Raw genomic sequence first — 12,585 nt, 5'->3', positions numbered from 1 at the left:
GCCGGACGGAGCGGGCACCGACGAAAGTCAGGTGTTCAGCCGATCTCCTCGGCCCAGGCGCGCCAGTCGTCCAGCACGCCGTGCAGCGCCGGGGTGAGCCAGCCGGGCGCGGAGCGCCGGAACACTCCCGGGTCCATCGCGCCGGCCCCGGCCGGCAGGGCGCCGAGCAGGTTCGGCAGCAGGTCGCTGAGGTTGGTCCAGTGCACCAGTTCCGGCGCGTTCGGCCACGCGCCGATGACCACCCCGGCGGGCACCGCGCGGCGGTCCAGCGCCTCCATGGTCAGCGCGGTGTGGTTGAGCGTGCCCAGCCCGGCCCGGGCCACCACCACCGCCGGCGCACCGAGCGAGACGGCCAGGTCGGCCACCGTCCACGGCTCGCCGGAGGGACGCAGACCCATCGGTACGAGCAGACCGCCGGCCCCCTCCACCAGCACCAGGTCGTGCTTCTCCGCCTCCTCACGGACGGCGTCGACCGCGGTGTACAGCTCCAGCGGCTCCAGCTCGGCCACCCGGGCCGCGGTGAGCGGGGCGAGCGGATCCGGGTAGCTGGCCAGGGTGCGGCCGGTGAGCGGGGCGGCCAGCCGCTGCACCGAGTCCACATCGCCGGGTTCACCCGTCGCCGTACCGGTCTGGCCGGGTTTGACCACGGCCACCCGCAGCCCGGCGGCCTGCGCGGCCGCGGTGATCGCCGCGGTCACCACCGTCTTGCCCACCTCGGTGTCGGTGCCGGTCACCACGACTGTCCCCCGCCACGGCACACCCGCGCTCATGGCGCACACTCCAGAATCATGTCCAGGGCCCGGTCGAAGTCGGCCCGGGGCACCCCGGCGTTGATGGTCAGCCGCAGGCGCGAGCGGGTGTCCGGGGTGGACGGCGGCCGGAAGCAACCGACCGCCACGCCCCGGTCCCGGCAGTGCGCGGCCCACGCCGTCGCCGCCTCCGGGCCGGGAGCGGTCACCGAGACCACCCCGGCGTCGGGCGTGGAGACGGTCAGACCGCCGTCGCGAAGCCGCCGTACCGCGAGCGCGACCCGCTCGGCCAGTTCGGCGCGGAGCGGGTCGCCCGCGCGGGCGAGGACGACCGCGGCGTGCACGCCGGCGGCGACCGCGGGCGGCAGCGCGGTGTCGAAGATGAAGGTCCGCCCGGTCTCGACCAGGTGCCGGACGTACTCGGCCGGACCGGCGACCACGCCGCCCGCGCCGCCGAGCGCCTTGGACAGGGTGGCGGTCACCACCACGTCCGGCTGGCCGGCGAGCCCGGCCGCGGCCACCGCGCCCGCGCCGGCCGGGCCGGTGACGCCGAGCGCGTGGGCGTCGTCGACGAGCAGCAGGGCGCCGTAGCGGCGGGCGACCGCGTGCAGCCGGGCCAGCGGGGCGAGGTCGCCGTCGACGGAGAAGATCGACTCGGTGACCACCACGGCCGGCCGGCCCGGTGCCACCGCGAGGGCGGCGGCCACCGCGGTCACGTCGGCGTGCGGGGTGACCACCGTCTCGGCGCCGGAGATCCGGCAGCCGTCAATCAGCGAGGCGTGGTTGTGCGCGTCGGAGACGAGCAGCGTACGGGGCTGCACCAGGGCGCGCAGCGCGCCGAGGTTGGCCAGGTAGCCGGAGGAGAAGACCAGCGCCCGGTCGGCGCCGAGCCAGTCGGCGAGCGCGTCCTCCAGCGCGTGGTGGGCGTCGGTGGAACCGCGAACCAGCCGTGAGCCGGTCGCACCCAGCCCGTACGCCGAGAGCGCCCGCGCGGCCGCGGCGACGACCTCCGGATGGGTGGCCAGGCCGAGGTAGTCGTTGCCGGCGAGATCGGTGACCGCCTCCCCGGCCGGACGCGGGTGCAGCCGCCGGGTCAGCCCGGCCTTCGCCCGTAGCTCGGCGCGGCGGTCGAGCGCCGCCAGCCAGTCCGCCACCGTCACCCTCCCCAACGCCCGCGCCGGTCGAGCCGACCGTCCCGCCGGGCGAAATTACCACCCGCCACCAGCGGGCCGGCGCATCCACTCGGTACGTGTGGTTGACCTCAACCAAACTTCAGCCTGCCCACCGCCCGGTCGCGGCGCCGCCGACCCGACCGGCGCCAGCGCGCGCGGACCGGACTCGCCGCCTCGACGGCCGGGCCACCGGCGGGCGCGCTCGTGTCCGCCGCCCAGCCGGCCTTGTAGGGTACGAGCCATGCCAGAGATCCTCGACCAGGCCGTCACCCAGGTCCTGGGTGACGGCGTCGGCCTCGATGAGGCCGGCGTCCTCGCCGTGCTGAACCTGCCCGACGAGCACCTGCCCGCCGCCCTCCAGCTCGCCCACGAGGTGCGGATGCGCTGGTGCGGTCCGGAGGTCGAGGTCGAGGGGATCGTGTCGCTGAAGACCGGCGGCTGCCCGGAGGACTGCCACTTCTGCTCGCAGTCCGGGCTCTTCACCTCGCCGGTGCGCTCGGTCTGGCTGGACATCCCCTCGCTGGTCGAGGCGGCGAAGCAGACCGCGGCGACCGGGGCGACCGAGTTCTGCATCGTCGCCGCCGTGCGCGGCCCGGACGCCCGGCTGATGAAGCAGATGCGCGAGGGCGTGGCCGCGATCAAGGCCGAGGTCGACATCCAGGTCGCCGCCTCGCTCGGCATGCTCAGCAAGGAGCAGGTCGACGAGCTGGTCGACATGGGCGTGCACCGCTACAACCACAACCTGGAGACCTGCCGCTCCTTCTTCCCGAACGTGGTCACCACGCACAGCTGGGAGGAGCGGTGGGAGACGCTGCGGATGGTCCGCGACTCCGGCATGGAGGTCTGCTGCGGCGGCATCCTGGGCCTGGGCGAGACCGTCGAGCAGCGGGCCGAGTTCGCCGCGCAGCTCGCCGAACTTGACCCGCACGAGGTGCCGCTGAACTTCCTCAACCCGCGCCCCGGCACCCCGCTCGGTGACCAGCCGGTGGTCGAGGGCAAGGACGCGCTGCGGGCGATCGCCGCGTTCCGGCTGGCCATGCCGCGCACCATCCTCCGGTACGCCGGCGGCCGGGAGATCACCCTCGGCGACCTGGGCACCCGCGACGGCCTGCTCGGCGGCATCAACGCCGTGATCGTCGGCAACTACCTCACCACGCTCGGCCGGCCGGCCACCGAGGACCTGGCCATGCTGGACGAGTTGAAGATGCCGGTCAAGGCGCTCTCCGCGACGCTGTGAGGAGTTCGACGGTGACGGACGCTGCGGGGTCGGCGGTGACGAACGGCACGGCGCCGACCTGGTGCGACCGCTGCGGTGAGGCGGCCGGGGTCGGCGCGCACGGCGCGTGCGCCCGGGCCCGGGCGCTGGAGCCGCCGCGGTTCTGCGCACACTGCCGTCGCCGGATGAAGGTGCAGGTGCTGCCGGTCGGCTGGTCGGCGGTCTGCGTCGAGCACGGCGAGATCCGGGGCTGACCCGGATGTCGGAGCTGCGGGGTCGCGCGGTGACACTGCGGCCGGCCACCGCGGCCGACGTGCCGGCCCTCGCGGCGATCCGGGCCGCCCCGACGGTCCGCCGTTGGTGGCGCGGCGACGACGACCTGGCCGCCGCGGTGCGCGCCGACCTCACCGACGAGTCGCTGACGGTCTACACCATCGGACACGACGGGCAGGTGGTCGGCGCCATCCAGTGGTACGCCGAGGAGGACCCGGACTACCGGCACGCCAGCCTGGACGTCTTCCTCGACCCGGCGGTGCAGGGCCGCGGCCTCGGCCCGGACGCGATCCGCACCCTGGTCCGGCACCTGATCGAGGCGTACGGCCACCACCGGTTCACCATCGACCCGGCGGCGGCGAACACCCCGGCGATCCGCAGCTACGCCAAGGTCGGCTTCCGCCCGGTCGGGGTGCTGCGCCGCTATGAGCGCGGTGCGGACGGACGCTGGCACGACGGCTTGCTGATGGACCTGCTCGCCGACGAACTCGTCGACTGAATCCCTGAATCTTGGACAGTTGCCGTTAACGGCGAACGGTAACTGTCCAAGATCTCGCCTCGTCGACTCGGAGACGGCGCAGCGTCTGGCGGCTCGTACGTGTTACACCGACACACCGAGGATCGGCGGAAAGTTCGGCCTTGTTTTGCCGTCGAGCCCGCGCGTTGTCCCAGCTCAGACCGATCGTCCGATGTCGCCTGCCGATCCCGCTCATGGGATCATGTGCCGTCCCCTCTACCGATCTCGGAGGATTCCTCATGCCTCAACGTCGGCATGTGGCGCGCGCCGCCCTCACCGCGGCCGCCGCCACTGCCTGCCTCGCCGTCGCCGCTCCGGGGTGGGCCAACGCCGCGGCCCTGTCCCAGGCGCCGGGCGGCCACAATCCCCCGGGCGACAACGGCACGGTGAAGATCGACGGCGCTCCGTTCAGCGACAAGGTCGACAACCAGCCGCACGTGACGTGCGACTTCGAACTGGAGTTCTTCAACTTCGACGCCAACCAGGCCGCCGACATCACGCTGACCGCCCAGCCGCCGTCCGGGAAGGACATCGTGGTCTGGTCGGTCCGCAACCGCGTCATCAGCACGGACGCGGCCGGCGGCGCGGAGAACGACCACGACGAGGTGATCCGCCTCTCCGCCACCGACCTGGCGCTCGGCGGCCTCACCGCCCACCCCAAGCAGGGCTACCACCTCAAGCTCGACGTGGACCTGGTGGACGGCAAATCGTCCGACGCGAAGCACAAGGTGTTCTGGCTCCAGCCGTGCGAGACGCCGGACAGCCCGCCCCCGACCACGCCCGGAACACCGCCGCCCACCACGCCCGGAGGCGGCGACGGTGGCGGCGGCAACGGTGGTGGCGGCAACGGCGGCGGGGGTGGCGGCGGCAGCCTGCCGATCACCGGAGTGGCGGCGACCAGCATCGCGCTGACCGGTCTCGCCCTCATCGGCGGCGGCTTCGCGCTGACCTGGCTGCGCCGTCGGCGCGACCGGATCACCTTCACCAGTTGAGAGACACCATCGGGGCTCGGCCGTCGGACATCGGTCCGGCGGCCGGTTGCCGTTTCCGGGCCGGGTTGATCCGCCACGACCGGAGATCCGTACTGACGGGTAACTGGCCGACGACGCCCGGGGGAAGCTCACATAATCGACGGGTATAAATAGATTCACCGCGTCCCGCCCAGGTCAGCATGGACAGAGCTGGGCCGGGAGCCGCACAGGCGGCGGCGCGACGCGTCCCGCCGTACGAACGTACGGTTGCTGGGCCGTCACGCAACGCGGGACAGTACCCGACACCAGCGGTGCCATCGACGCCGCCGCTCCCCGGTCAACCCTGAGGAGAACGCGATGGCCCTACGACTCGCCGAAGGCACCGCCTGGTCCGACACCCTCGCCCGCGCGGTGGCCGCCACCCCGGAGGCGTTCGGCGCCCCCGTCGACGGCGTCAGCACCCTGCACAATCTCGTCGAGGGCGAGTGGCGGGCGGTCGGCGTACCGACGCCGGCCCGTACCCCGGTGGACAACACCGTCCTGATCAACCTGGCCCGGCTCGACGCCGACACCGCCCGCGCCGCGGTCGCGCACGCGGCCGCCGCGCACCGCGACTGGGCCGACACCCCGCTCGCCGAGCGCAAGGCCCGCGTCACCGACGCCCTGGACGCGCTCACCGACCACCGTGACCTGCTCGCCCTGCTGCTGGTCTGGGAGATCGGCAAGCCGTGGCGGCTCGCCTGCGCGGACGTGGACCGGGCGCTGGACGGCGTCCGCTGGTACGTCGGCGAGATCGACCGGATGCTCGCCGACGGACGCGAGCCGCTGCCCGGCCCGGTCAGCAACATCGCCTCGTGGAACTACCCGATGAGCGTCCTGGTGCACGCGGAGCTGGTGCAGCTGCTGGCCGGCAACGCGGTCATCGCCAAGACCCCGTCGCAGGGTGGCGCCGTCTGCCTGACCGTCGCGCACGCGCTGATGCGCCGGGCCGGGCTGCCCGCGACGTTGGTGTCCGGCGGCGGCGAGGAGCTCTCCGAGGTGCTGGTCCGGGCACCGGAGATCGGCGCGGTGGCCTTCGTCGGCGGCCGGTCCAACGGTGGCAAGGTGGCCGCCGCGCTGCTCGACTCCGACAAGCGGCACTTCATCGAGCAGGAAGGGCTCAACGCCTGGGGGATCTGGAACTTCTCCCAGTGGGACCTGCTCGCCGGGCACCTGAAGAAGGGCTTCGAGTACGGCAAGCAGCGCTGCACCGCGTACCCCCGGTTCGTGGTCCAGCGCGACCTGGTCGACGAGTTCCTCGACATGTACCTGCCGGTCGTGCGCTCGGTCCGGTTCGGACACCCCCTCGCGGTGGGCGACGACTGGTCGACCGGCGACCCGCTGCCCGAGCTGGACTTCGGGCCGCTGATCAGCGCCGCCAAGGCCGACGAGCTGCGCCGCAAGGTGGACGAGGCGGTCCGCGGTGGCGCGGTGCCGCTGCACCGGGGCAAGCTCGCCGGCGCACCGTTCCTGGACGGGCAGGACACCTCGGCGTACGTGGCGCCGTCGGTGCTGCTCGCCCCGCCCGGGCGGTCCCGGCTGATGCACGCCGAGCCGTTCGGCCCGGTCGACACGATCGTCGTGGTGGACACCACCGACGAGTTGCTGGCGGCGATGAACGCCTCCAACGGCGCGCTGGTGGCCAGCCTCGCCTGCGACGACACCGACGAGGCCGCGAAGCTGGCGGTGGACCTCCAGGCGTTCAAGGTGGGGATCAACAAGCCCCGCTCCCGGGGCGACCGCGACGAGCCCTTCGGCGGCCGGGGCGCCTCCTGGAAGGGCGCGTTCGTCGGCGGCGACCTGCTGGTGCACGCCGTCACCCAGGGCGGCGCCGGACGCCTCTACGGCAACTTCCCCGACTACAGCAGCTACCCCACCACCTGACACCGAAGGGCCCGGCCCGGGGCGCGCGCCCCGGGCCGAGGTGGGTCAACGGCGGGCGGGGGCCGGCGCGGCCAGCGCAACGGTGAGGGTGACCACCGAGCCGTCCCGGTCGGTCGCGGTCGGCCGGTCCAGCCGGCGCACGGTCCGCAGCATCGGCCCGTTCTCCGCCTGCACGTGCAGCACCAGCGCGGCGTACCCGGACCGGTCGGCGTGCCGGACCAGCCGGCGCAGCAGCGCCGAGCCGAGCCCGCGGCGCTGCCAGTCGTCACGCACCAGCAGCGCCGCCTCGGCCTCGTCCCCCTCGCCGAGCAGGTTGGCCATGGCGACCACCGACTCCGCCGCCCGGTCGGAGCCGGTGGTCGTGGCGAGCAGGGTCAACCCACGGGCCGGCTCCAGCAGCCGGCGCAGCCGGGCCGGCGCGGGCAGCGCGGCGCCGCCCAGGTAACGGCGCTGCCGGCTGCGCGCCGAGCAGCCGTCGTGCAGGTCGAGCACGCCCGGCAGGTCGTCGGCGACCGCCGGCCGTACGGCCAGTTCGGCGCCGTCGGGCAGGACCACGGTGACCTGCTCGGCGGCCCGGCGCACCACGCTCGCCGCCAGCTCGACCAGCGCCTGGGCGCGGGCGTACTCGGCGGGGGTGAACTCCGGCGCCGCCCGGCGCAGGGTGAACGTGCCGCCGCCCGGGTCGGCCAGCCGCATCGTGGTGTCGGTGATCCCAGCGCTGGCCGCCTCGTCCGGTCGCCACGTGACCGTGTCCGCGCCGAGCAGCGCGCGCAGCACCTCGCCCGTCGCGTCCGGGTCGCGGACCAGCCGGTTGGCCAGGCCGAGCACCCGGGTGGGCTGGTCGGCCAGCCCGCGCGCCTCGCTGCGCGCCACCCAGCAGTCCCGCCCACGGCCACGCTCGACGGCGGCCACCAGCTCGGCCTCGCCCAGCGCGTCCGGCGCGTCGACGAGGAAGTCGTCGACCGCGCCTCGCTCGGTGGTGTGCACCTGCACGGCGAGGATGTTGACCCCGCGCAGGGCCAGGCTCGCCGTGAGCACCGACAGATAGCCCGGTCGGTCGTCCACGGTCGCTCGGATCCGCCACAACGTCATGGTTGGCTCCCTTCCCCGCTACCACCATGGCCGCCGGCTGTTGCCGGCCGATTGCTCCGGGGTGACGGCTGCCGACCGGTGGCACAGCTCACGTCGCGGGCGCGAACCGGCTCAGGAGCCGACGGTCACCGACGGCGTGCCCACCAGGTCGAGCCGGTCGCCGAGGATCACCGCGCTGGCCCGCACCAGCTGGGCCAGCCGGTCGACCTCGGTGGAGTGGAACGCGGCGGCGGTGAGCGGGTCGGTGTGCTCGCGGGCCACCACCAGGACCAGGCCGGCCCGCCCGAACGGCGCGACCGCGTAGTGGGTGCCGTCGGGCGTCGTCATCGACCGGGCGCGCAGCGGCGTCACCTCCGGCAGCTGCGGCGGTACGGGGGCCCGCCAGCTGGCGTGCCCGACGGTCGCGTCCCCGCCACCGGCTCGGGACGCCCAGTCCACCGGGACCACCGCGGCCACCGCCCAGTCGGCGGCGAGCAGCCCGGGCACCGCGTCGACCAGGGTGGCCAGCCCGTCGGCCGGGTTCGCCGCGACCTGGGCCAGCAGCTCGGCGTCCTGGCCGGTGGTGGTGGGCGCGCCGATCGCCCGCCACACCCCGTCCACCCGGACGCCCGGGATCGCCCCGAGACCGGCCAGCATCCGCTCCACCCGGGCGGCGCCCGGCCAGACCACGGTGAAGTCGTCGACCGCCCGCCCGCCGAGCCGTTCCAGCACCACCACCTGGACGATGTCCGCACCGGAGACGCCCAGGGTGCGGGCCACCTGACCGAGGGTGCCGGGACGGTCCGGCAGGGTGACCCGAAGACGCAGCAGCATGGTTGTCCCTCCGCTCGGCGGGCCGGCGGTGGTGGCCGGCAGGCTGGGCACCAGCCTGCTCGTTGCCCATTTCGTCCCTGTTGCCGCGGCATGTCCCGGGAGCAAAATCCGACCTTGACAACATGGCGGAGCTGCCATCAACTATTCGGATGAGCGATCCGGCCGTCGACGCGCTCCGGCCGGGGGCCACCCCCGCCACCCCCACCGGTGCCGACCCCTCCCGATCGGCCGCCACCGATCCGGGCGACAGCGGCGAGGCCGCGACGCCGGCCGGGCTGGATCTCGACCGGCTCGCCCGCTACCTCGCCGCCCACCGGCCCGACCTGGCCGGCGGCCCGCTGCGGGCCCAGTTGATCGCCGGCGGCAAATCCAACCTCACCTACCTGCTGCGCGTCGGCGAGCGTGAGGTGGTGCTGCGCCGCCCGCCGCTCGGGCACGTGCTGGCCACCGCCCACGACATGGGCCGGGAGTTCCGGGTGATCTCCGCGCTGGCTCCGACCGACGTGCCGGTGCCCGGGGCGCTGCTGCTCTGCGCCGACCCGGAGGTGATCGGCGCGCCGTTCTACCTGATGGAGCGGGTGGCCGGCGAGGTCCTGCGCACCCGGGCACAGACCGACCCGCTCGGCGACGAGCGGCGTCGGGAACTGGCGATGTCGATGATGGACACCCTCGCCGCGCTGCACCGGGTGGAGCCGGCGTCGGTCGGGCTCGGCGACTTTGGCCGCCCGGAGGGCTACCTGGCGCGTCAGGTGCGCCGGTGGGCGGGGCAGCTGGACCGCTCCCGCAGTCGGCCGCTGCCCGGCATCGACGAACTGCGTGACCGGCTGGCAGCGACCGTGCCCGAGGGCGCCAACGCGGGCCGGATCGTGCACGGCGACTACCGGCTCGACAACCTCCTGGCCACCGTCGACCCGGTGGCGGTCCGCGCGGTGCTCGACTGGGAGATGGCGACCCTCGGCGACCCGCTGGCCGACCTGGGCCTGCTGCTGACCTACTGGGACGTGCTCGGCGGCAGCGAGTCGGCCGCCGGCAACCCGGTCGCCGACGGGCTCGGCCCGCGAGCCGGCTTCCCCACCGGCGCCGAGCTGATCGAGCGCTACGCCGGTCGCAGCGACGTCGACGTCGGCCCGCTGCACTGGCACATCGCGCTCGGCTGCTTCAAGCTCGCGGTGATCTGCGAGGGGATCCACTATCGGCACACGCTCGGGCAGACGCTCGGCGAGGGATTCGACCGGATCGGCGAGATGGTGGCACCGCTGGTCGCGTACGGGCTGACCGCCGCCGGGGAGCGCTGATGGACTTCGCGTACGACAGCCGCACCGAGGAGCTGCGGGCCGAGCTGGCCGCCTTCCTCACCGAGCACGTCTACCCGGCCGAGCCGGTGCACGCCGAGCAGGTTGCCGCGGCCGGTGACCCGTGGGCGCGGTCTCCGGTGCTCGCCGAGCTGAAGGTCGAGGCGCGCAAGCGCGGGCTGTGGAACCTCTTCCTCCCCGACCGGCGCTTCGGTGCCGGGCTGACCAACCTCCAGTACGCCCCGCTCGCCGAGCTGACCGGGCGCAGCCCGCACCTGGCGCCCGAGGCGCTCAACTGCGCCGCGCCGGACACCGGCAACATGGAGCTGCTCGCCGAGTTCGGCTCCGCGCAGCAGCGGGAGCGCTGGCTGCTGCCCCTGCTGGAGGGGGAGATCCGCTCGGCGTTCTGCATGACCGAGCCGGACGTCGCCTCCTCGGACGCCACCAACATCGCCACCCGGATCACCCGCGACGGCGACCACTACGTGATCAACGGGCGGAAGTGGTGGTCGTCCGGGGCGATGGACCCGCGCTGCGAGATCTTCATCGTGATGGGCAAGACCGACCCGGACGCCGAGCGGCACCGCCAGCAGAGCATGGTGCTGGTCCCCCGGGACACCCCGGGCGTCACGGTGCGGCGGGGCATGACGGTCTTCGGCTACTCCGACGCGTCGCACGGCGGGCACGCCGAGATCGACTTCACCGACGTACGGGTGCCGGTGGAGAACCTGGTCGGCGCCGAGGGCGGCGGCTTCGCCATCGCCCAGGCCCGGCTCGGCCCGGGCCGGATCCACCACTGCATGCGCCTGATCGGGATGGCCGAGCGGGCGCTGGAGCTGCTCTGCCGGCGAGCCACCGAGCGGATCGCGTTCGGCCGGCCCCTCGCCGAGCAGGGTGTGGTCCGCGAGTGGATCGCCGAGTCCCGGGTCCGCATCGAGCAGGCCCGGCTGCTGGTCCTCAAGACCGCCTGGTTGATGGACACCGTCGGCAACAAGGGCGCGCACACCGAGATCCAGGCCATCAAGATCGCCACGCCGGCGATGGCCGAGTGGGTGATCGACAAGGCCATCCAGGGGTACGGCGGCGCCGGGGTCAGTCAGGACACTCCACTCGCCGCCCTCTGGGCGCAGACCCGCACCCTCCGCCTGGCCGACGGCCCCGACGAGGTCCACCGCGCCTCCCTGGCCCGCCGCGAACTCCGCCGCTGGTCCCCCACCCCCGCCTGACCCCGAACAGCCACACCGCCCCGCCCCGCCCCGCCCCGCCCCGCCCCGGAAGATCGTGCTGCATCCCGGATGTAGTGGCCTCGGCCCGCGCAGCACCCCACTACATCCAGGATCGAGCGCGATCTTCGGCCGAGCGTCCGGCGATCCCGAGGTTTGCGGCGCGATATGCCCGATCCGTCGCCGGCAAGCTCATGATCAGCGGCCGGGGTCGGGGCAGACGCGGGGGCGGGGTCAGGCGCTGGCGCGTTCGATCAGTTGGGTGTCGAGCAAAATGTGGGGGGCGGGGAGTTCGTCACCGCGGATCCGGGCGACCAGCAGCCGGGCCATCTGCCGACCCATCTCCTCCACCGGCTGGAAGACCGTGGTCAGCGGCGGGTCGGCCTGCCGGGCGATCGGCGCGTCATCGAAGCCGACCACCGCGACGTCCTCCGGCACCCGTCGACCGGCCTCGCGCAGGGTACGCAGCGCGCCGAAGGCCATCAGGTCGGAGGCGACGAAGACCGCGTCCAGCTCGGGACAGACCTCCAGCAGCCGGCGCATGCAGGCCGCGCCGCTCTCCTCGCTGAAGTCGCCGTACGTGATGAGGTCCGGGTTGACGGTGCCCACGGCGGCCCGGACGGCCTCGGTGTAGCCGGTCAGGCGGGCGAGGCCGGCGCCCATGTCCTGCGGGCCGGCGATGGTGGCGATCCGCCGCCGGCCGCGGCCGGCCAGGTGTTCCACCGCGTGCCGGGCGCCGCCGACGTTGTCGACGTCGACGAACCAGGCCGGCTGCGCCTCGGGTTGCAGCATCCGCGCCGGCCGCCCGCCGAGCACCGCGGGCAGGCCCCGCTCCTCGAGCAGGGTGGGCAGCGGGTCGGAGTCGTGCAGGGAGAGCAGCAGTACGCCGTCGACGTGCTGGTTGGTCAGGTGGTGCTCGACCCGCTCCCGCTCCACCGGCGACTGGGCCATCGCCAGCCAGAGCTGCATCGGCGTCTCCAGCAGGGCGGAGCTGATGCCGCGCACGATCGCCGCGAAGAACGGCTCGGTGAAGATCCGTTCGCCGGACTCCGAGACGACCAGCGCGACGGAGTCGGTCCGCTGGGTGACCAGCGCCCGGGCCGCCCGGTTCGGCACGTACCCCAGCTCGGCGATGGCCTGCTGCACCGCGGCCCGGGCCTCCGGACTCACCTGCGGGGAGCCGTTGACCACGCGGGAGACCGTTCCGCGCCCCACACCGGCACGGGCAGCGACCGCGTCGAGGGTCGGGCGCCCGAGCGACCGGGTGCGCTGCGTTGTCATCGTCTGCTCCTCCGACGTCGGGTCGTCCCGACGTCCACCCGCGCGGGGGCGGACGTCGGGGCC

Annotated in this window: 12 protein-coding genes; 7 read left to right on the top strand and 5 right to left on the bottom strand. The window is 74.2% G+C overall.

Going from position 1 to position 12,585, the window contains the following annotated elements:
• Positions 1-35: 35 nt before the first annotated feature.
• Entirely contained in the window at positions 36-770 is a 735-nt protein-coding gene (bioD, locus tag ACIBBA_RS16885; RefSeq protein WP_357053496.1) for a dethiobiotin synthase, read from the bottom strand.
• Positions 767-1,903, bottom strand: coding sequence for an 8-amino-7-oxononanoate synthase (locus ACIBBA_RS16880; RefSeq protein WP_396698120.1), 1,137 nt, complete (start codon positions 1,901-1,903; stop codon positions 767-769). Before ACIBBA_RS16880 ends, bioD begins: the two co-directional genes overlap by 4 nt.
• A gap of 259 nt (positions 1,904-2,162) precedes the next feature.
• Here ACIBBA_RS16880 and bioB point away from each other — a divergent pair, with 259 nt between their 5' ends.
• The 5 genes from bioB to ACIBBA_RS16855 all read left to right on the top strand — a co-directional run bounded on the left by bioB (position 2,163) and on the right by ACIBBA_RS16855 (position 6,821).
• Positions 2,163-3,158 carry a biotin synthase BioB gene (gene bioB, locus ACIBBA_RS16875; protein WP_396698118.1) on the top strand — a complete coding sequence of 332 codons (996 nt, stop codon included), beginning with the start codon at positions 2,163-2,165 and terminating at the stop codon, positions 3,156-3,158.
• An 11-nt stretch (positions 3,159-3,169) separates the two neighbouring features.
• The gene (locus ACIBBA_RS16870; protein WP_396698116.1) at positions 3,170-3,391 is read left to right on the top strand and encodes a hypothetical protein; all 222 of its coding nucleotides are present in this window, start codon (positions 3,170-3,172) and stop codon (positions 3,389-3,391) included.
• A gap of 5 nt (positions 3,392-3,396) precedes the next feature.
• Complete coding sequence (locus ACIBBA_RS16865; RefSeq protein WP_396698114.1) at positions 3,397-3,909, top strand: GNAT family N-acetyltransferase; 513 nt, start codon at positions 3,397-3,399, stop codon at positions 3,907-3,909.
• A gap of 257 nt (positions 3,910-4,166) precedes the next feature.
• Positions 4,167-4,919 (top strand): LPXTG cell wall anchor domain-containing protein, encoded by a 753-nt coding sequence (locus tag ACIBBA_RS16860; RefSeq protein WP_396698112.1) that lies wholly within the window; start codon positions 4,167-4,169, stop codon positions 4,917-4,919.
• A 336-nt stretch (positions 4,920-5,255) separates the two neighbouring features.
• A complete protein-coding gene (locus tag ACIBBA_RS16855) occupies positions 5,256-6,821 on the top strand; it encodes an aldehyde dehydrogenase family protein (RefSeq protein ID WP_396698110.1) in 1,566 nt (521 codons plus the stop codon).
• A gap of 45 nt (positions 6,822-6,866) precedes the next feature.
• On the opposite strand, the gene ACIBBA_RS16850 is transcribed toward ACIBBA_RS16855, so the two are convergent.
• Positions 6,867-7,913: a GNAT family N-acetyltransferase gene (locus tag ACIBBA_RS16850; RefSeq protein ID WP_396698108.1), complete on the bottom strand. Its 1,047-nt coding sequence runs from the start codon at positions 7,911-7,913 to the stop codon at positions 6,867-6,869.
• 111 nt (positions 7,914-8,024) lie between these two features.
• Positions 8,025-8,726 carry an amino acid-binding protein gene (locus tag ACIBBA_RS16845; RefSeq protein WP_396698106.1) on the bottom strand — a complete coding sequence of 234 codons (702 nt, stop codon included), beginning with the start codon at positions 8,724-8,726 and terminating at the stop codon, positions 8,025-8,027.
• Between the two features lie 149 nt (positions 8,727-8,875).
• Here ACIBBA_RS16845 and ACIBBA_RS16840 point away from each other — a divergent pair, with 149 nt between their 5' ends.
• Entirely contained in the window at positions 8,876-10,021 is a 1,146-nt protein-coding gene (locus ACIBBA_RS16840; protein WP_396698104.1) for a phosphotransferase family protein, read from the top strand.
• A complete protein-coding gene (locus tag ACIBBA_RS16835; RefSeq protein WP_357053467.1) occupies positions 10,021-11,244 on the top strand; it encodes an acyl-CoA dehydrogenase family protein in 1,224 nt (407 codons plus the stop codon). Before ACIBBA_RS16840 ends, ACIBBA_RS16835 begins: the two co-directional genes overlap by 1 nt.
• Before the next feature lie 231 nt (positions 11,245-11,475).
• On the opposite strand, the gene ACIBBA_RS16830 is transcribed toward ACIBBA_RS16835, so the two are convergent.
• On the bottom strand, positions 11,476-12,522 hold the full coding sequence (locus ACIBBA_RS16830) for a LacI family DNA-binding transcriptional regulator (RefSeq protein WP_396698101.1): 1,047 nt from the start codon (positions 12,520-12,522) through the stop codon (positions 11,476-11,478).
• Between the last annotated feature and the right edge of the window lie 63 nt (positions 12,523-12,585).

It is taken from the genome of Micromonospora sp. NPDC051006 (assembly GCF_044456245.1).
In the GTDB taxonomy this organism is placed as follows: domain Bacteria; phylum Actinomycetota; class Actinomycetes; order Mycobacteriales; family Micromonosporaceae; genus Micromonospora.
Note: the sequence above shows the minus strand (reverse complement) of the source record. Positions and strands in the feature narration are given on the sequence as shown.

Coding starts and splice junctions, on each gene's coding strand:
- bioB (WP_396698118.1), top strand. CDS start 2,163: ATGCCAGAGATCCTCGACCAGGCCGTCACCCAGGTCCTGGGTGACGGC.
- ACIBBA_RS16835 (WP_357053467.1), top strand. CDS start 10,021: ATGGACTTCGCGTACGACAGCCGCACCGAGGAGCTGCGGGCCGAGCTG.
- ACIBBA_RS16855 (WP_396698110.1), top strand. CDS start 5,256: ATGGCCCTACGACTCGCCGAAGGCACCGCCTGGTCCGACACCCTCGCC.
- ACIBBA_RS16830 (WP_396698101.1), bottom strand. CDS start 12,522: ATGACAACGCAGCGCACCCGGTCGCTCGGGCGCCCGACCCTCGACGCG.
- ACIBBA_RS16840 (WP_396698104.1), top strand. CDS start 8,876: ATGAGCGATCCGGCCGTCGACGCGCTCCGGCCGGGGGCCACCCCCGCC.
- ACIBBA_RS16845 (WP_396698106.1), bottom strand. CDS start 8,726: ATGCTGCTGCGTCTTCGGGTCACCCTGCCGGACCGTCCCGGCACCCTC.
- bioD (WP_357053496.1), bottom strand. CDS start 770: ATGAGCGCGGGTGTGCCGTGGCGGGGGACAGTCGTGGTGACCGGCACC.
- ACIBBA_RS16860 (WP_396698112.1), top strand. CDS start 4,167: ATGCCTCAACGTCGGCATGTGGCGCGCGCCGCCCTCACCGCGGCCGCC.
- ACIBBA_RS16850 (WP_396698108.1), bottom strand. CDS start 7,913: ATGACGTTGTGGCGGATCCGAGCGACCGTGGACGACCGACCGGGCTAT.
- ACIBBA_RS16865 (WP_396698114.1), top strand. CDS start 3,397: ATGTCGGAGCTGCGGGGTCGCGCGGTGACACTGCGGCCGGCCACCGCG.